Raw genomic sequence first — 17,059 nt, 5'->3', positions numbered from 1 at the left:
GCCCTCGATGGAGGTAATGCGTTGGCATCCTGTGACGAGGGAGCTTGTCGGATCGCCGCACCGTCCCGCGGGGCTGCGCAGCACTTCCTTTTAGGGCCGCTTCGCGCCCCAGCGGGACGGTGCGGCGATCCGACAAGCTCCCTCGCCACGGGTGTTTGTCCTTGAGAAAACAGCATTGCGCTCAAACACAACTCGATTACAACGTATATGAAATACCGACCTGTACCGTTCTTGGGGCTCCCGGATAGGCGTAAACGTTGCCGAACGCCCCTTCCTCATAGTCTTCATCCGTCAGGTTCTTCACATCCAGGTTGAGCCTGACCTTTTCATTGATTTTGTAATAGCTGAGCAGGTCGACGACGGTATAGCTGCCCATCGTGAAAGCCGTGTTGGCTGTCTGCCCTGCGCGCTCATCGACGTACTTCAGACCAGTGCCCAGCCCCAGGCCCTTGAGTGCGCCATCCTGAAACTCGTAGACGTTGAGCAGGCTGAAGCTATTCTGCGGAATGTTCATCAGTCGGGTGCCGGACTTGATGACGTTGTCCTTGGTCACCTCGGCATCGACATAGGCATAACCGCCAATCATCCGCCATTGCGGAGTCAGGTTACCGGCCACGTTGAGGTCGAACCCACGGCTGCGCACCTCGCCTGCCGCCACGCTGAACGTCGAGTCCAGCGGATCGGTGGTGAGCACATTGCGCTTTTCAATCTGGTAGATCGCCGCCTCGACGCTCAATTGGCTGTCCAGCGCATCCCACTTGATCCCAAGTTCATAGGACTTGCCCTTTTCCGGATCAAACCCTCCGCCCTGGCGACTGGCTCCGGTGTTGGGCTTGAACGAACGCGCCGTGTTGGCGTACAGCGCCACGGTCTCGGTCAGATCATAGGTGAAACCCAGGCGCGGGGTGACTGCATTGTCGCTGGCCTCCCAGCTCCTGCCGCCCGGGACAAACGTTTGGTAGTCATGCTCGAAGCGCTCGAAACGCGCGCCGGCCAACAGTTTCAATCGCTCGGTCAAGGCCACCTGATCCTGAACGAAAGCGGCGTAGGTCTTGAGGTTTTCCTTGTCATCCGTCGGTGTTCGGGTCAGGGCTGGGCGAGGCTGACCATACACCGGATCGAAGATGTCGATCGGGTAGGCACTCACCGCCCCGCTGGAGCGCTGAATGATCGACGTGTAGTCGTAGTCCTCGTACTCGACCCCGGTCAGCAAGGTGTGATCGAAACCGCCGGCGGTGAAGTGGCCGGTGAGGTTGAGTTGGCTGTCCTTGTCGGTCCACTCCAGCTTGCGGTAATTGAAGTTGCGGCCCAGTGTGCGACCGTCTGCGGCGACGCCGTTGGCCTCGACGGCATTCCCCTGCAACGTGCCATCAAGCCATTGGAACCCGCCTCCCAACGTCCAGTTGTCACTCAACAGATGCTCGAACCGCAGTTGCGCCATGTTGTTGTCGTTGTGCAATTTGCCAACGTCTTTTTCGCCGAAAAAAGTGTCGCGAGACGCGGTGCCGACCTGGTTGGGATATCGCGTCAGGCCACGATCAAGCGGATGATTGTTGCGCATGAAATCGCCTTCGAAGATCACCTTGGTCTCATCGGTGACCTGCCAGCTCAGCACCGGCGTCACGCCGTAGCGCTCGGTTTCAACATGATCACGAAAGGTATCACCGCCCTCACCCACCACATTCAGGCGATAGGCCAGGCGGCCTTCTTCATCCAGCGGGCCGGAGGCATCCAGCGTGCCACGCTGCATTCCCTGGTCATCGAGTTGGCTACCCAGCGTGACCATGGGCACGGCCAGAGGTTGCTTGGAAATGACGTTGAAAGTGCCACCGGGATCGCCTCGACCATAGAGCATGGTCGCCGGCCCTCGCAGCACTTCGAGCCGCTCGATGGTGTTGGCATCGGGCATGTTCGGGTAACCACGGTTGATGGGAAATCCGTTGCGATAGAACTCGCCGGTGGTGAATCCACGCACCGTGAACGTGGTCAGGCCCTGGCCGCCGAAATTGTTGGCTCGCCCCACTCCGCCGGCGTAGTCGAGCGCGTCCTGCAAACGAGTGGCACTGATGTCCTCTACCACATCCTTGGACACCACGGTGATCGACTGCGGTGTCTCGTGGATCGACGTGTCGGTGCGCGTGGCACTGGCCGAGCGCGTCGCACGGTATCCATCCACCGGCCCCAACGCCGTTTCAAAGTCAGCGCTGCCAACGATGTCGGTCGCTTGCAACTCCAGACCGGGCTGATGGGTAGTCGCTTGTTCCGCCCAAGAGGAAGCGGAAAACGCCTGTAGCATGCAGATAGAAACCAGGGTACGACGCATTTAAGGAGCCTTGATAAACCAGCCAAATGGGGTGGCATACGTGCCAACAAATTGCGGCGCATGGTATATCAATTTTTTAGCGTTTGATACGTATTCGCATTTATATCTTTGTTTGGTGCTGTCTGACCAGGGTTTTCAGAGCTTGCGGATGACCTGCCGTCACACTACGTACTTGCAAAGTGGGTCGAGGTTTGTGGAACGGAACGGGAAAGCAAAGTGTCATTCCTTATAGACACATTGAGTTCGCCCATCCCGCTGAGATTGAGAGGTCATCTTCATGAACAACATCATCTACATCGTTGGCGCAGTTGTGATCGTCTTGGTGATCCTGTCGTTTGTCGGTCTTGTCTAGCTGCGCTTGGTAGACATTCCATCTCGTGAAGCGCCGGACATTCAGGCTTTGTGTCTTGCGCTTTTTTGCGATTCGATCCGCATCCCAATAATCTCGCAATGGCCGAAAAACAACGCCCCGGCAAATACCGTAATGTTGTTCACTCAGGGACAAACACTGAACTTGTGGCGAGGGAGCTAGCTCCCGCTCCGGCGCGAAGCGGCCCTAAAAGGGGCTGCTGCGCACTCCAGCGGGACGGTGCGGCGATCCGACAAATCCTCGCCACAGTTTGCTAACGGTGTACATGCATGCAGCCAGGTTTTATTTCGATACCACGACACCCGCCGGTTTCCAGCTGCCTTCACCCGCCGGCAGGACTGAAGGCGGTGTTTCTTTAGGCCAATAGAGGCGCATCACCAGATAAATCGGACCGTTGGGCGCTGGCAGCCAGTTGCTTTCGAGCGCCTTGCCGGGCGAGTTTTTCTGGATATAGAGCGTCAGCGACCCATCGGCATTCTTTTTCATGCCGGGCAGCATCGGCGAGTTCAACAGATAACGGTCGATCGGGTTTTTGATCAACAGCTGTGTTTTACCGTCATACATCGTCACCGACCAAAAGGCATTCACTGGCGGCAGTTGCCCCGCCGGGAACGTGAGCTTGTAGTCATGTTTGCTGCCGTCCAGTGGCTCGCCGGTCATGGTTGTGCGCGTAATGGGATAAGTGGCTTCCACTGAATCGTTCCCGTAGATGCCCCCCTTGGCGGCGCCTGCCCGCTTCAACCAGTCGCCGTTATAAAAATGGCGATCGCCAAAGTACGAGCCAATGCCCCAGCCGTTGACATTCTTGAGTCCGCCGGCCAACCACTTGTCGACCTTTTCGTTGCCCTCCTTCATGCCGAGCAGGACTGCGGCCTTGTGCTCGAGCGAAAGCTCCTTGAACTCAAAACTTTTGCCCGGACCGATGCCGATTCGCGCGATTCGAGTCCGGATGCCCTTGTCTTCCGGCGTTACCGGCACGTACTGCAACGCGGTATCAAGATACTCAAAGAAGTTCTCTTTGATCCCTGTCGTGCTGATTGAAGTGAAATTGATGACGGGTGATGCAGGCGGTGCCGGCTGTTTCAAAAATGCCGACAGCGGCTGGACTTTATAGCCCGACTGCACCTTGACCACATTCGGCATGTCCTTGGGGTTGAACAGCTGGGTCCGGTAGCCCGCCAACGTGAAGGGCGTAGTCGAATAGAAGACTTTGTTGATGCCTGGCGGGGTGGTGCCCTTCCAGTCAGGTCCGACAACCATGTAGTTACCCGCACCGTTACCCGTGGTTCGGCTACCGATGTAACCGTAGTTATAAGTATTGCCATCAATCAGTTGAACCGAGTAATAACGCTTCGTCTCCACCGCCGGTACCGTCAGCACCATGGGCTCGGCGCGCAAATCCATCCAGAGGAACGAATAAGGGGTATCACTGTTGGGGGTGACAATAGCCGTGTCCTGGTAAGTGAAGACCCGGGGTTCACTCTTGATCTGGTTGAAAGGAGCCTTGAACTGCGGACTGCTTTTGTCCACGGCGTACTCATACATCACCGCGTGGTTCATCACGATGGGCAGCCCATAGATGAAGGCTTCTTCGGCAATGGCTTTCGTTTCGGCCAGGCTGGGTGCCGCAATGCCCTTGGCTGCATCGGCGGTCTCGGCCTGGGTCACAGGATCATTCTTGCTGGAACAGCCCGCTAAAAAAGCCACCGAAGCGGCAGCGATGGCGATCCATTTCATGCGGGTTGAATATTCCGATTTCATCATTCGTCGCTCCCGACCAACATCAACTTTGCCCTGGATGTCTTGATCAGATACGCAAATGTAGAGACACCCGCCGGTTTACTGCCGCGTTTGAGCGTAGGTCATTTAGCAGCCTCCTGCTATCAGGCGTCGGGCAGTGAACCTGAGCATGGGATTGCCACACACAAAAACGCCGCTCAAAGAGCGGCGTTTTTTGTAGGGAACCAAAGACCAGACTCACCTGTGTTCAGGGAGTCTCTGGCGTTTCAGTTCCAGGGACGGTCACCCTTTTCGTCCTTGATGCGGGTCGGCAAGCCCATTACATCCAGCGCCTTGAGGAACGGCTCAGCCGGCAGCTCTTCGACGTTGGCCATGCGCTGCACGTCCCACTCGCCGCGGGCGACCAACAGGGCTGCAGCGACAGGCGGCACGCCAGCGGTGTAGGAAATGCCTTGGCTGTCGGTTTCTGCGAAGGCTTCCTCGTGGTCGGCGACGTTGTAGATGAACACTTCGCGCGGCTGGCCATCCTTGGTGCCCTTGACCAGGTCACCGATGCAGGTCTTGCCGGTGTAGCCCGGCGCCAGCGAACTCGGGTCAGGCAGCACGGCCTTGACCACTTTCAGCGGCACGACTTCCAGGCCTTCGGCGGTCTTGACCGGTTGCTCGGACAGCAGGCCGAGGTTCCTGAGGACGGTGAACACGTTGATGTAGTGCTCGCCGAAGCTCATCCAGAAACGCACGTTCGGCACGTCGAGGTTCTTCGACAGAGAGTGCACTTCATCGTGACCGGTCAGGTACAGGTTCTGCGACCCTACGACCGGCAGGTCGTCGGTGCGCTTGACTTCGAACATGGTGTTGCTGGTCCACTGGCTGTTCTGCCAGCTCCACACCTGCCCGGTAAATTCGCGGAAATTGATTTCCGGATCGAAATTGGTGGCGAAATATTTGCCATGGGAGCCGGCATTGACGTCGAGGATGTCGATCGAATCAATGCGGTCGAAATACTGTTGTTGCGCCAGCGCTGCATAGGCGTTGACCACACCCGGGTCGAACCCCACGCCGAGAATGGCGGTGATGTTCTTCTCTTGGCATTCTTCGAGGTGGTTCCACTCGTAGTTGCCATACCACGGCGGCGTCTCGCAGATTTTGCCCGGTTCTTCGTGAATGGCGGTGTCGAGGTAAGCCACGCCGGTATCGATGCAGGCACGCAGCACCGACATGTTGAGGAAGGAAGAACCGACGTTGATGACAATCTGTGATCCGGTTTCGCGGATCAGCGTCTTGGTCGCTTCCACATCCATGGCGTTCAGCGCGAAGGCCTGGATTTCGGCGGGCACTTTGAGACTGCCCTTGGCCTTGACGCTTTCGATGATGGCCTGGCATTTGGAGATGTTGCGCGACGCGATAGCAATACGACCGAGTTCATCGTTGTGCTGCGCGCACTTGTGGGCCACCACCTTGGCGACACCTCCTGCACCAATGATAAGAACGTTCTTTTTCAATTGCTTGAGCTCTCCTTCAAATTGTCCGCTTTACGAAAGGCTGGACAGGTAGTCTTCATAACCAAATTCGCGAACCACTTCGACTGTACCGTCGAGTTGTTTCACTACGATGGACGGCATTTTCAGGCCGTTGAACCAGTTTTTCTTGACCATGGTGTAACCCGCGGTATCGATGAACGACAGTCGATCGCCGATGGCCAGCGGACGCTCGAACTGGTACTCGCCAAAGATGTCGCCGGCCAGGCAGGACTTGCCGCACACCATGTAGGTGTGATCACCCTCGCTCGGTGCCAGTTTGGCGTTGAGGCGATAGATCAGCAGGTCGAGCAGGTGAGCTTCGATGGAACTGTCCACCACCGCCAGGTGCTTGCCGTTGTACAGGGTGTCGAGCACGGTCACTTCCAGCGAAGCACTGTTGGTGATCGCCGCTTCGCCCGGCTCCAGGTAGACCTGCACGCCGTACTTTTGCGAAAAGGCCTTGAGCCGCGCGCAGAATGCATCCAGCGCATAGCCTTCGCCGGTGAAATGAATGCCACCACCCAGGCTGACCCAGCTGACCTTGTGCAACAGCGGACCGAAGCGCTCTTCGATAGTGCCGAGCATCTGGTCGAACAGGCCGAAGTCGCCGTTCTCGCAGTTGTTGTGGAACATGAAGCCGGAGATCTGCTCGATCACGCCTTCGATCTTCACCGGGTCCCACTCGCCCAGACGGCTGAACGGACGCGCGGGATCGGCCAGCAGGTAATCGGAGCTGCTCACTTGCGGGTTGACCCGCAGGCCGCGGGTCTTGCCTTGCGAGCGTTCGGCAAAGCGCTGCAGCTGGCTGATCGAGTTGAAGATGATCTTGTCGCAGTTATCGAGCATCTCCTCGATCTCATCATCGGCCCAGGCCACGCTGTAGGCGTGGGTTTCACCGACGAACTTGTCGCGACCGAGCTTGAGCTCGTACAGCGACGAAGACGTGGTGCCGTCCATGTATTGCTGCATCAGGTCGAACACCGACCAGGTGGCAAAACACTTGAGTGCCAGCAAGGCCTTGGCCCCGGAATGCTCGCGCACGTAGGCAATCTTCTGCATGTTGAGCAGAAGCTTTTGTTTATCGATGAGGTAGTACGGTGTCTTGATCATTTCGAGGCCTCCGGCAAGGCCAGCCAAAAAAGGATGCGCATTGTGCCTTCACTGGCCGCATATCGAAAGAGCAGTGAGCAAACGGTCATTCGGTGAACGAGGTTCATGGCGCACTCTCGCCGCTGAAATTGACAGTCCCCTGGTGTTGACCGGCCTGGTCCCTGGCCCGCTGTAACTGTCGTTGGTTTCCGTCAGATGTAGGGGTGACACCCGCTGATATGCCAGTAAATACCGATAACTCCAGCATTTTGCAGGGTCCCGCCCGGCATTTCGCACACCCATAATTGGCTTACAACAATAAAGGGACTCACCCTGAGGTACGTAAGCCATGTACAAGGACCATATCGTCAAGGCCCGCATGACTGACAGCGCGCTATTCATGGGCGCAGTCGCAGCGGTCATCTTCATTATCACGCTGGTCTGCGGCGTCGGTGAAAGCCGGCTGTCCAATTTGATGGGGCCGATCGTCCTCGACTTGCAAGCACCTCTGGCGCGAGACATCGCGGTGGGCGGCACCTTCACCCTCACCGTTGTACTGAATCTGTTCATCCTTGGCCGGTTTCCGTTGCGGGCGCAGATCATTACGGTCTGGTGCGAACTGCTGGTGCTGTTCCTTTTATTCTTCGATACCTTCAATCTTTCCTACAGTTTCATCGCCACCAAAGTGGGTTTCATGATTACCCAAGGGGTATTCACCACGGTCTACGTGTCGGCGATTTCCATTGCCATTGCTTTTGTCCTGGCATTGTTGGGCGCTACAGCCCGCTTGTCTTCCAACGGCTTCGCCATCGCCATCGCGAGTTTCTACACCTCGTTTTTCCGCGGCGTTCCGCTGCTGATCCAGATCTACCTCATTTATCTGGGCATTCCACAGCTTGGTTATGTGGTGGGTGCCGTCCCGGCAGGGATTCTGGCGCTCTCGCTGTGCTATGGCGCCTATATGACGGAGATCTTCCGCGCGGGTATCAGCAGTATCTCGCGGGGACAGTGGGAAGCCTCCCGGGCGATTGGCCTGAACCCGTTTCAAACGATGACCCGGGTGATTCTCCCGCAGTCCATGCGCCTGATCATCCCGCCGACCGGCAACCAGTTCATCTCGATGCTCAAGGACAGTTCGCTGGTCTCGGTGATCGGCGTCTGGGAGCTGATGTTCCTGGCACGAACCCAGGGCCGCGCCGAGTTCCGTCACCTGGAAATGCTCATCACCGCAGCAGTGCTCTACTGGCTGCTTTCGATCGTGCTGGAAACCGTCCAGGCCCGCCTGGAAAAGCACTTCAATCGCGCCCACCGCTGAATCAGGAGCATCAGGATGAATCAGCCGTCAGCTTCAGCCGTCATTGCCCCGTATCCCGCTGTATCGATTCACGAGATGCATAAATGGTATGGCGATTTTCATGTGCTCAAGGGCATCGACCTGCACATTGCCAGCGGCGAGATCGTGGTCGTGTGCGGACCGTCTGGTTCCGGCAAGTCGACATTGATTCGCTGCCTGAACCTGCTCGAAGACTTCCAGAAAGGCCAGGTGTTCATCGACGGCGTCGAGTTGACCCGCAATGCCGCCTGTGTGGCGAACATCCGGCGCCAGGTCGGCATGGTCTTCCAGCAATTCAATCTGTTCCCGCACATGACGGTGCTGGAGAACCTCATGCTCGGACCGCGTCTGGTGAGCAAACTCAGTCAGTCCGAGGCGCGCGAACTGGCTTGCGAATACCTTGATCGGGTGCGGATCGGCAACCAGGCGGACAAATACCCCGGCCAACTCTCGGGCGGTCAGCAGCAACGCGTTGCCATCGCCCGCGCCCTTTGCATGCGACCACGCATCATGTTGTTCGACGAACCCACCTCCGCGCTGGACCCGGAAATGGTCAAGGAAGTGCTGGATGTGATGGGTGAACTGGCCCACGACGGCATCACGATGGTGTGCGTCACCCACGAAATGGGCTTTGCCCGACGGGTTGCCGACCGAGTCATCTTCATGGATCAGGGCTGCATCCTCGAGCAAGCCAAACCCACCGAGTTTTTTGAGAACCCGCAGCACGAACGCACCCGGGAATTTCTCTCACAGATTCTCAGCCACTGAGAAGCATCGTCGTACCGACAAAAACAACAAGAAACGCACTCAAGCTACCTGGAGGCTTACATGATCTCGATTACACGCTTGTTCACCGCCGCCGCTGTCACTACCGCCGTTACGCTCAGCGCAGGCGCCGCCTGGGCAGGCTCGACCCTCGATCGCATCCATGAAACCAAGGTGATCAAAGTGGCCACCGCGGCAAACTGGCCACCGCAGTCGTTCCTGGGACCGGACAATAAACTGCAAGGTTTCGATATCGATGTCGCCACTGAAATCGGTCGACGGCTGGGAAGCAAGATCGATTTCGTGACCCCCGAATACGGGATCATCACCGCAGGACGCTGGTCGAATCGCTGGGACTTGTCGGTCGGTTCGATGACGCCCACCACCGAGCGTTCCCGAGTCCTCGACTTCCCCGCAATCTATTACTACACGCCCTATGTATTCGCAGTGCACAAGGATGCGGCCGGAACGAAAGCGGCGGATTTGAACGATAAGGTTATCGGCGTCGAAGCCGGCACGACTTCGGAGGACTACATCAATCATCGGCTCAAGATCGACGCCGCCGATGTGCCGGCCTTCACCTACGATGTCACCGCTGGCGAGGTGAAAACCTATGGCGACAGCATGGGCCCACTCGATGACCTGCGCATGGGCAACGGGGTCAGAATCAACGCCACCCTGTCCGCGCTTCCTACCGTTGTCGCTGCCGTCAAAAATGGCTATCCCATCGTCAGAGTGGAAGGCAAACCCGCTTACTACGAACCGTTGGCCATCGCCGTGGATAAAGGCGATGAAGCATTCAACAGCGTACTGACCAAGACCGTTGCAGACATGAAAGCCGATGGCACGCTCAAGCAACTGTCTGAAAAATGGTACGGCGCCGATCTCACCAAAGTGCAATAAATTCCACAGGCAATAAGCCGAAGTACTGCAGGCGCCCGTCCTCGACGCGGCGCGCTGCATGTCTGCGCCGCGAAAAAGGACAACCGACCCCATGCACACCTATAACAACAACTACTACACCGCCACCATGAACGCTACGACTCAGCGCGCGGCGCTGTCGGCCAACGTCCAGGCCGATGTCTGCATCATCGGCGCAGGTCTGGCGGGGCTGAGTACTGCCTGGGAACTGATATCGCGGGGGCAGTCCGTCGTGCTGATCGAGGCCGGTCGTGTTGCCTGGGGGGCATCGGGGCGTAACGGCGGCTTCGTCCTTCAGGGCTGGTCCGAAGGCTTGTCATCCATCGAGCGACGCTGTGGAAAATCGACAGCCGCTGCGTTGTTCAAACTTTCCCTCGAAGGTGTCGACACGGTCCGCGAGATGATCGCCCGCCACCACCTGCCCGGCTGCGCACCAACACCAGGAAAACTGAGTGTGGTGCGTTACGAGGATGGCGATAACCTCAAGCGCCTGCGCGACAAAATGGACACGGATTTTGACTTCCACCTCGACTACCTCGACCGCCAGGCCGTACGTGAAAAGTTGAAGACCGAACGATATTTCCAAGCCCTGCGCGATAACCACGGGTTTCACTTTCATCCGTTGAACTACTGCCTGGGTCTTGCCCAACTCATCGAAGGCCACGGCGGCAAGATTCATGAACACTCGCCCATGGTCCGGGTCGAGAGCCGCAATGGACGGCATCGAGTCGTCACCGACAAGGGCACCGTCGATTGCGCCAACGTGGTGTATTGCTGTGGCGGTTACGGTGGTCCTGAGTTCGGCAAGCTGCGCCGCGCCTTTCTGCCGATCGCCACCTACGCGGTGCTGACCGAACATTTGGGCGAGCGCCTGGCCGATTCGGTAAGCACCACCGATGCCGTGGGCGATAATCGCCGGGCCTCGGACTATTATCGAATCGTCGAGGGTGACCGCCTGCTCTGGGGGGGGCGTATCACCACCCGGAACCTGCAGGATGAAAAGCGCCTGGGGCAGTTGCTGACCGACGACATTCTTGACGTGTACCCGCAATTGCGCGGCATCAAGATCGAAAAAGCGTGGTCCGGGCTGATGGGCTATGCAAGGCACAAAATGCCGCACATCGGCCCGCTCGGGAAAGGGCTATGGGCATGTACATCATTTGGTGGCCATGGTATGAACACCGCCCCTATCGGCGGCCGCGTCATTGCAGAAGCCATTTGCGGCGAGACCGATCGCTACCGCTTGTTCGATGCCTATGGGCTGGAGTGGAACGGCGGCCCGCTCGGCCCGGCAGCGGCGCAGACGGTATATGCAGGCCTGAAGATAATGGATATGTTCCAGGAGTCACGCTCTCAACGCAGGGCGACTCATAAACATTGAATCCGAGCGAGATCACGTTCATGGATGTGCAGCACGGCGGTCCACTGTTCAACCTGACTGAAAAGGACCGGCAATTGCTGGGCCTGCTGCAGGCCAATGCCCGCGAGCCCACCGCTTCGTTGGCACGCAAACTCGAGGTCTCTCGCTCTTCTGTCCAGGAGCGCATCAGCCGTCTGGAAAAGGCCGGCGTGATCACTGGCTACAGCGTGCGCATCGACCAGAACAGGCTCCAGCAGACCATCAACTGTTTCACCATGACCTCCTGCACCAACAAGAGCTATACCGATGTCATGACCTCACTGCGCAAGATGGATTCGGTGCAGGCCGTGTATGCAGTGTCGGGCGAGTCCGACTTCATCATTCATATCGCCACGCCGACCCTGAGCGAACTCAACGCCGAGCTCACCCGGATCAACATGATCAAAGGGGTTGCGCACACCGCCTCGCATATCGTGATGGAAACCAAGTTCAGCCGGAAATTGACGGTGTAGAGCGCTGTCGATAGCTGGCTTGCGGGCAGCTAATACAACACGCCTTCATACGTTCATTGCAACCAAACGTCATGCGCATCGGTCGACATCCAATAGCCAGATAATGAGCGCTGGCGTATGGAGGTCTTCAAATGATTGGAGTCATTGTCCCGGTGCACAATGAAGAGCGGCACTTGAACCAATGCATCGAGTCATTGCTGGAGGCGGCGTTGCATCGGGGCCTTGATGATGAAGAAGTAAAGATCCTGATCGTTCTGGATGACTGCACGGACACATCACTGCACATCGCCCGGTCGTATGACGTGATGACTTTGTCCTGCACCCACCGTAATGTCGGAAAAACGCGGGCACACGGCGCAGAACACTTGCTGGGAGTTGACGCACGCTGGCTGGCGTTCACCGATGCCGATACGGTAGTGCCCAAAGCCTGGCTGGCTGACCAGATCAGGTTCAACGCGGATGCCGTGTGTGGCCTGGTTGAGGTCAGCGACTGGTCCGAACACCCAAGCCGAGTGCGCGAACGCTACCACGCCAACTACCACACCATGGACGGCCACCGGCATATACACGGGGCGAACCTTGGTGTTTCCTCGGCGGCTTATCGCAGAGCTGGCGGATTCCAGGCCCTGGCCGCACACGAAGATGTGCAACTGGTCTCAGATCTTGAGCGCAGCGGTGCAAACATCATGTGGACAGCCAGCAACCGGGTAACCACCAGCGCACGGAAAAACTGTCGTTGTCGTGAAGGCTTTGGCGACTATCTGAAGTCGTTGGCCCTGTAATTATTCGCAGGTTTCGGCGAGATCAATCGAGGCGGGGTTGCGGCTCCAGTATTCCAGTAAAAAATCAGCTTCCTCATGACGCACCAGACGATGCAGCTGCAGATTTTGCGCAAGCGCTGCATGGACGTCTCGGCCGTCCTGTGAGCATCCCTCAAACGGATGCAGCCAATGACACGCCAGCACCCCGCCCTGCGCATCGAGACTGAGCAACGTGCGCTCGATCACCTGACGCCAGGCCCTGGTATCGAGAAAGTAGCCGACTTCACTCAAGACGATCAGGTCAAACGTACCGTCGGGCCAGTCTTCGGGAATGCGTGCCTGCTCGACCCGGACATGGGGCAAGTGACTGAGCCGACGACGGGCAAGCGTCACCGCCTTGTCGATGATGTCCTGGCACAGCAGCGATTCACTGCGCTCGGCCAGCAGCGCACTGAATTCCCCGTTGGCGCAGGCGGGCTCGTAAACGCGCTGATAACGCTGGCGCGGCAGACTCGCCAGCATCAGTTCGCGTTTGCGTTTTTCGTACCAGCGGGTGCGGAACGACCAGGGGTCATCACTGGCGTTGAACAGTTGCTGAAAGTAGTCAGGCGAAACGCTCATAGAAACACCAGTTCAAAGGGCTGCAAAAGTCGCTCAATGGTTTCTTGATCAAGGACTGCCGAGGACCGGCCTTCGGTACTGACTTGAGAAACGTGGGCGTTGATCGCCTGGCGTTTTTTCTCCACGAGCTGCGCATCAAGCATCAACTTGCGAGCACGCGCCCAGGGAATTCTCGGATCCTGTGGCCGTGCCCAGTGCCACGCCCAGACCGGCACCTCGATCAAACAGGCTTGGCGCTGTGATGTTGCGAACGCCACGGCCCTGCCGGTCGCTTCATGATCGCAGTGCCCGTCCGACTGCCAGGTAGTCACCACCTGATCGCCAGGTTCAATCAGCGTCAGCAGCCGTTCGACCAACGGCCCCTCCCGCCCCGCCACCGCGCTATCCGGCAGCCCCAATCGTTGCCAGTTCAATGCTTTGGTGTCGAGCCCCAATCGCTCGAGGGCGTGCTGACTTTCCAGCGGGCGCTGTTGACGCAATCGAGAGGCAGTCCATTGCCGCGAACCGGGGTGACTGGCTTCGCCATCGGTGACTGCAACCATCACCACATCGGCCTCTCTGCCTTTCATGCCGGCCAAAATGCCTGCGCAGCCAAGGATTTCGTCGTCAGGGTGTGGAGCCACTACAACCACACGCCGCCCCTCGGGGATCAGTTGTTGATAGGTGATGGTCTGCACCTGAGCCAGCAACGGGCAGGCCTGCCACTCAGCCAGCGTGGTCCCCCTGCCCCGAATGAGGTTTTCTGCCTGAGCGGCCGCTTCACCCCTCACAACAGCCACCCATCAGCCGGTTTCGCAGCGACCAGTTCACCAAGCGCCGCGAGGTCTTTCTGCGCATGGCTTTGTCGGACGAACACCGGCAGGTCGGCCGCGAGCCTGGCAAAGTGCGGGTTGCGACAAAACGGTGTGGCACCCAGTGCACGCCCTACATGTTCAAGCACCAGACTGACCGTCAGTTCCACCTGGGCACGTAATCGCCGGACAGGCAGCTGCGCCGATTGCCCGGGGTTGGCATCGATCCACATCGCCGTATCTTTCAAGCAGGCCGAAGCACTGCACAGCGCCGCATCGACAGCGCCCAGGTGTGCGGCGGCATGTGCGTCGTGCCAGGGCTGGCGACAGTGTTCACGAAGGTAACCGGCAAGCGCACACGCCGCGCCGTACCAACAGGCGGCGATCCCTCCCCCGCCCTGCCAGAAACCCGGTCGATCCACATACTGGCCGGGCATGCCGACACATCGGCCCAAGGCACCCTTGAACGCCACATCGACGCTGGCCGTATTGCTCATGCCAACCGCCTGCCAGGCATCGGCCTCAATGCTGATCGTCGATTGCCGCAAATCCACGGCGACCAGTTGTGGTCGATGCTGCTCATCCCAGGTCGTCAGTAATGCCCAATCAAGCATTTGCGCACCGGAACACCAGGCTTTACGCCCGTGCAAATACACTTGGTCTCGCTGGCGATCCATGATGTTGACCCGGGCAAAGTGCGGCTCGGCAGCCCAGGTGCCCCAGATGCCGCTGGCGATGGGTTCGTCGGGGTCAAGCTCTGTCATGATCGCCAGTGCATCGGTATGTCCTTCGTACAACTTGGCCAGCGCCAGATCGCTGGCGGACACGGCCGCCAGCGTCCGCCATCGTTCCAGCGTCCGGCCTTGGCCGGGCATAGGCAAGGAGGCGAATCCGCTACCGATGAATTCCTGCATCAACTTTTGCAGCGCACTTTGCGCATCAGCGTTCACGGGCCGGGCGGCGAATCTGGCCAACAGGTTTTCGAAGTGTGCGGCGTTGTTCATGACCGACGTTCCCAGGTAGTGACTCAATAGGCAGGTGCTTGTGCTACGAGCGAAATGCAGCAGCTGAATGCGCGTCGACGAGCTCTTGATGTTCAGAGGCAGGTGGCTGGCAGGAGTTCATTGAACCTTCAGGTGTTGCTTAACGGCATGCGTGAACGGATTCAATCAGCCGATGCGAGTAACGTTTTGAGTTCCAACGCATTGCCCAGCGCTGCACCGCTGGCGGTATTGTCGAACAGGCAGTAAACGCTCACGCCCTTGGCAGCGGCAGCCCGCAGTGTGTGTGCAAGGCTGTTCAGACAGGTTGGAGCGTAAGCGCTGAAGTAGATGCGCGGCGAGCCATGCAGACGCCAATACTGCACGTCCAGTGTGCCCATTGGAGACACGTCAGTGCTGATCCTCGAGGGGTCAACGGCTGCCTGACTCACCCCGTATGCCATCAGCAAGGCGCCAGCCTCCACCCAGGACGGGTGCCGTGGTTCCAGAACCACGGGGCCTGAGTACTGCGCTCTCAGTGCCGTCAAAAACACCTCTACGACTGCTTCGTCAAACGCCAGCGACGGCGGCAGCTGTACCAACAGGCAACCCAGCTTTTGGCCCAATCCGCAGCATTGACCCAGGAACTCTTCGAGCAACGGTTCACTATTCGCCAAGCGCAGTTCGTGGGTGATTTGCTTGGGAATCTTTACGCTGAAGCGAAACGCTGCCGGCACCGACTCAGCCCAGCGCACGTAAGTCTGATGCCGGTGCGGTCGGTAAAACGAGCTGTTGATTTCAACGCAATTGAACTGTGCACTGTAGCGTTGCAGATGGGTGCCTTGCACAGGAAATTGCGGTGCATGTTCGCGCCCGACATTCCAGCCTGCGCATCCTATGTAAATCGATTGAGGGTTCAAAGGATCTCCTTCGCTGCTTCCCGCATGACAACCTCGACGGTTCAACCATCAATCTCGGATGGGGTGAATCTTGCCGCTGAACACCTTGAAGCCATAAGTGTTGTAGATGAGCGTCACCGGTATCAGCACGGCGAAGCCAACCAGCATGAACTTTTGGCTGGCGGGACTGGAAGCGGCGGCTTGAAAGGTCAGGTTGGGTGGGACGATCAACGGGTACATGGCGATGATCATCAAGGCGAATGCCAGGACAAAAACGCCTAATGCGGCAAACAGCGGAATACAATCCCAGCGGCTTCGCCAGCCGAGGGCGAAGGCAATTGCCAGGACAATGAACAGAACCGAGGCCGGTCCCCAGACAAGAGGTTGTGACAACCGCTGCGCATATCGAGCGTCCAGTGTCGTTGTCCAGGCGACCAGCACTGCCAGCAGCAAAACTGTAACAATCGCCAGGACCTGGGCCTGCAAACGAGATCGTCGCTGCAATTGATCTTCAGTGCGCCAATACAACCAGCAGGCACCCAGCCATGTGTAGCCCGTCACCAGCACGACACCGCAATACACTGGAAACAAACCCAACCACTCCCGTCCGTCCCCGGCGTACTGTCCATCCTGATTGGGTATGCCCTGCATGAGTGCACCCAGCACAATGCCCTGGGCCACGCCTGTCAACAGCGAACCACACAACAGCAAGCCATCGACAAAGCGTTTGATCATGTCGTTAGGCGCATAGTCACGAAACTCCAAAGCCACCGCGCGCAGGATCAAGGCCAGGAACATCACGATAAAGGGCAGATAAAGCGCCGGTAGCAAAATGGCGTAAGCCATTGGAAACAGCGCCAGCAGACCACCGCCGCCGAGCACAAGCCAGGTCTCATTGGCATCCCAGATCGGCAGGATAGTCACTACCATGGCCCGCCGATGCCTGGCACAACGGGTCAATCCCAGCAGTACCCCGACACCAAGATCGGTCCCGTCGAGAATCACATAGTTCAAGACCGAGAACGCCAAGGCTCCCGCTGCCAGCAATGTTATCCAGTCGATGCCCGACATCGT

The 17,059-nt window shown here is 58.1% G+C and carries 15 protein-coding genes; 6 read left to right on the top strand and 9 right to left on the bottom strand.

All coding sequences use genetic code 11. The features are described from left to right. Positions 1 to 196: 196 nt before the first annotated feature. The 4 genes from D8V06_RS08055 to D8V06_RS08040 all read right to left on the bottom strand — a co-directional run bounded on the left by D8V06_RS08055 (position 197) and on the right by D8V06_RS08040 (position 7,063). Positions 197 to 2,323, bottom strand: a complete 2,127-nt coding sequence (locus tag D8V06_RS08055) for a TonB-dependent receptor (RefSeq protein WP_130930764.1) — start codon at positions 2,321 to 2,323, stop codon at positions 197 to 199. Between the two features lie 652 nt (positions 2,324 to 2,975). Continuing rightward, positions 2,976 to 4,454, bottom strand: a complete 1,479-nt coding sequence (locus D8V06_RS08050) for a DUF1254 domain-containing protein (protein WP_130930792.1) — start codon at positions 4,452 to 4,454, stop codon at positions 2,976 to 2,978. 245 nt (positions 4,455 to 4,699) lie between these two features. Next, positions 4,700 to 5,935: a saccharopine dehydrogenase family protein gene (locus tag D8V06_RS08045; protein ID WP_056856524.1), complete on the bottom strand. Its 1,236-nt coding sequence runs from the start codon at positions 5,933 to 5,935 to the stop codon at positions 4,700 to 4,702. 30 nt (positions 5,936 to 5,965) lie between these two features. Further along, positions 5,966 to 7,063, bottom strand: a complete 1,098-nt coding sequence (locus D8V06_RS08040) for a carboxynorspermidine decarboxylase (protein ID WP_056856525.1) — start codon at positions 7,061 to 7,063, stop codon at positions 5,966 to 5,968. A 328-nt stretch (positions 7,064 to 7,391) separates the two neighbouring features. Between D8V06_RS08040 and D8V06_RS08035 the strand changes: the two genes are divergently transcribed. The 6 genes from D8V06_RS08035 to D8V06_RS08010 all read left to right on the top strand — a co-directional run bounded on the left by D8V06_RS08035 (position 7,392) and on the right by D8V06_RS08010 (position 12,715). Continuing rightward, positions 7,392 to 8,357, top strand: a complete 966-nt coding sequence (locus D8V06_RS08035; protein ID WP_056856526.1) for an amino acid ABC transporter permease — start codon at positions 7,392 to 7,394, stop codon at positions 8,355 to 8,357. Positions 8,358 to 8,372: 15 nt separating this feature from the next. Beyond that, entirely contained in the window at positions 8,373 to 9,143 is a 771-nt protein-coding gene (locus D8V06_RS08030; RefSeq protein ID WP_130905707.1) for an amino acid ABC transporter ATP-binding protein, read from the top strand. A gap of 60 nt (positions 9,144 to 9,203) precedes the next feature. Beyond that, on the top strand, positions 9,204 to 10,043 hold the full coding sequence (locus tag D8V06_RS08025) for a transporter substrate-binding domain-containing protein (protein WP_130906756.1): 840 nt from the start codon (positions 9,204 to 9,206) through the stop codon (positions 10,041 to 10,043). Positions 10,044 to 10,134: 91 nt separating this feature from the next. After that, complete coding sequence (locus tag D8V06_RS08020; RefSeq protein ID WP_130930763.1) at positions 10,135 to 11,442, top strand: FAD-binding oxidoreductase; 1,308 nt, start codon at positions 10,135 to 10,137, stop codon at positions 11,440 to 11,442. Between the two features lie 20 nt (positions 11,443 to 11,462). Beyond that, a complete protein-coding gene (locus D8V06_RS08015) occupies positions 11,463 to 11,933 on the top strand; it encodes an Lrp/AsnC family transcriptional regulator (RefSeq protein WP_056856897.1) in 471 nt (156 codons plus the stop codon). A gap of 131 nt (positions 11,934 to 12,064) precedes the next feature. Continuing rightward, positions 12,065 to 12,715, top strand: coding sequence for a glycosyltransferase family A protein (locus tag D8V06_RS08010; protein ID WP_130906754.1), 651 nt, complete (start codon positions 12,065 to 12,067; stop codon positions 12,713 to 12,715). Here D8V06_RS08010 and D8V06_RS08005 read toward each other — a convergent pair whose 3' ends face one another. The 5 genes from D8V06_RS08005 to cydB all read right to left on the bottom strand — a co-directional run bounded on the left by D8V06_RS08005 (position 12,716) and on the right by cydB (position 17,056). Continuing rightward, positions 12,716 to 13,315 carry an SAM-dependent methyltransferase gene (locus tag D8V06_RS08005; protein WP_130930762.1) on the bottom strand — a complete coding sequence of 200 codons (600 nt, stop codon included), beginning with the start codon at positions 13,313 to 13,315 and terminating at the stop codon, positions 12,716 to 12,718. After that, positions 13,312 to 14,085 carry a PIG-L family deacetylase gene (locus D8V06_RS08000; protein WP_241667791.1) on the bottom strand — a complete coding sequence of 258 codons (774 nt, stop codon included), beginning with the start codon at positions 14,083 to 14,085 and terminating at the stop codon, positions 13,312 to 13,314. Before D8V06_RS08000 ends, D8V06_RS08005 begins: the two co-directional genes overlap by 4 nt. Beyond that, positions 14,082 to 15,110, bottom strand: coding sequence for an acyl-CoA dehydrogenase (locus D8V06_RS07995; RefSeq protein WP_130930760.1), 1,029 nt, complete (start codon positions 15,108 to 15,110; stop codon positions 14,082 to 14,084). Before D8V06_RS07995 ends, D8V06_RS08000 begins: the two co-directional genes overlap by 4 nt. Before the next feature lie 161 nt (positions 15,111 to 15,271). Then, the gene (locus D8V06_RS07990; RefSeq protein WP_130930759.1) at positions 15,272 to 16,006 is read right to left on the bottom strand and encodes a DUF72 domain-containing protein; all 735 of its coding nucleotides are present in this window, start codon (positions 16,004 to 16,006) and stop codon (positions 15,272 to 15,274) included. Positions 16,007 to 16,054: 48 nt separating this feature from the next. Next, positions 16,055 to 17,056 (bottom strand): cytochrome d ubiquinol oxidase subunit II, encoded by a 1,002-nt coding sequence (cydB, locus tag D8V06_RS07985; RefSeq protein ID WP_130905712.1) that lies wholly within the window; start codon positions 17,054 to 17,056, stop codon positions 16,055 to 16,057. Between the last annotated feature and the right edge of the window lie 3 nt (positions 17,057 to 17,059).

Origin of the sequence: Pseudomonas sp. Sample_24, assembly GCF_004307605.1 — a bacterium.
Classification (GTDB): domain Bacteria; phylum Pseudomonadota; class Gammaproteobacteria; order Pseudomonadales; family Pseudomonadaceae; genus Aquipseudomonas.
The sequence above is the reverse complement of the archived record's forward strand: the minus strand, read 5'-3'. Positions and strand labels throughout refer to the sequence as shown.

What these genes read in the sequence shown, in the direction of transcription:
- D8V06_RS08055 (WP_130930764.1), bottom strand. Translation starts at nt 2,323, where the DNA reads ATGCGTCGTACCCTGGTTTCTATCTGCATGCTACAGGCGTTTTCCGCT.
- D8V06_RS08050 (WP_130930792.1), bottom strand. Translation starts at nt 4,454, where the DNA reads ATGAAATCGGAATATTCAACCCGCATGAAATGGATCGCCATCGCTGCC.
- D8V06_RS08040 (WP_056856525.1), bottom strand. Translation starts at nt 7,063, where the DNA reads ATGATCAAGACACCGTACTACCTCATCGATAAACAAAAGCTTCTGCTC.
- D8V06_RS08035 (WP_056856526.1), top strand. Translation starts at nt 7,392, where the DNA reads ATGTACAAGGACCATATCGTCAAGGCCCGCATGACTGACAGCGCGCTA.
- D8V06_RS08030 (WP_130905707.1), top strand. Translation starts at nt 8,373, where the DNA reads ATGAATCAGCCGTCAGCTTCAGCCGTCATTGCCCCGTATCCCGCTGTA.
- D8V06_RS08025 (WP_130906756.1), top strand. Translation starts at nt 9,204, where the DNA reads ATGATCTCGATTACACGCTTGTTCACCGCCGCCGCTGTCACTACCGCC.
- D8V06_RS08020 (WP_130930763.1), top strand. Translation starts at nt 10,135, where the DNA reads ATGCACACCTATAACAACAACTACTACACCGCCACCATGAACGCTACG.
- D8V06_RS08015 (WP_056856897.1), top strand. Translation starts at nt 11,463, where the DNA reads ATGGATGTGCAGCACGGCGGTCCACTGTTCAACCTGACTGAAAAGGAC.
- D8V06_RS08010 (WP_130906754.1), top strand. Translation starts at nt 12,065, where the DNA reads ATGATTGGAGTCATTGTCCCGGTGCACAATGAAGAGCGGCACTTGAAC.
- D8V06_RS08005 (WP_130930762.1), bottom strand. Translation starts at nt 13,315, where the DNA reads ATGAGCGTTTCGCCTGACTACTTTCAGCAACTGTTCAACGCCAGTGAT.
- D8V06_RS07995 (WP_130930760.1), bottom strand. Translation starts at nt 15,110, where the DNA reads ATGAACAACGCCGCACACTTCGAAAACCTGTTGGCCAGATTCGCCGCC.
- cydB (WP_130905712.1), bottom strand. Translation starts at nt 17,056, where the DNA reads ATGTCGGGCATCGACTGGATAACATTGCTGGCAGCGGGAGCCTTGGCG.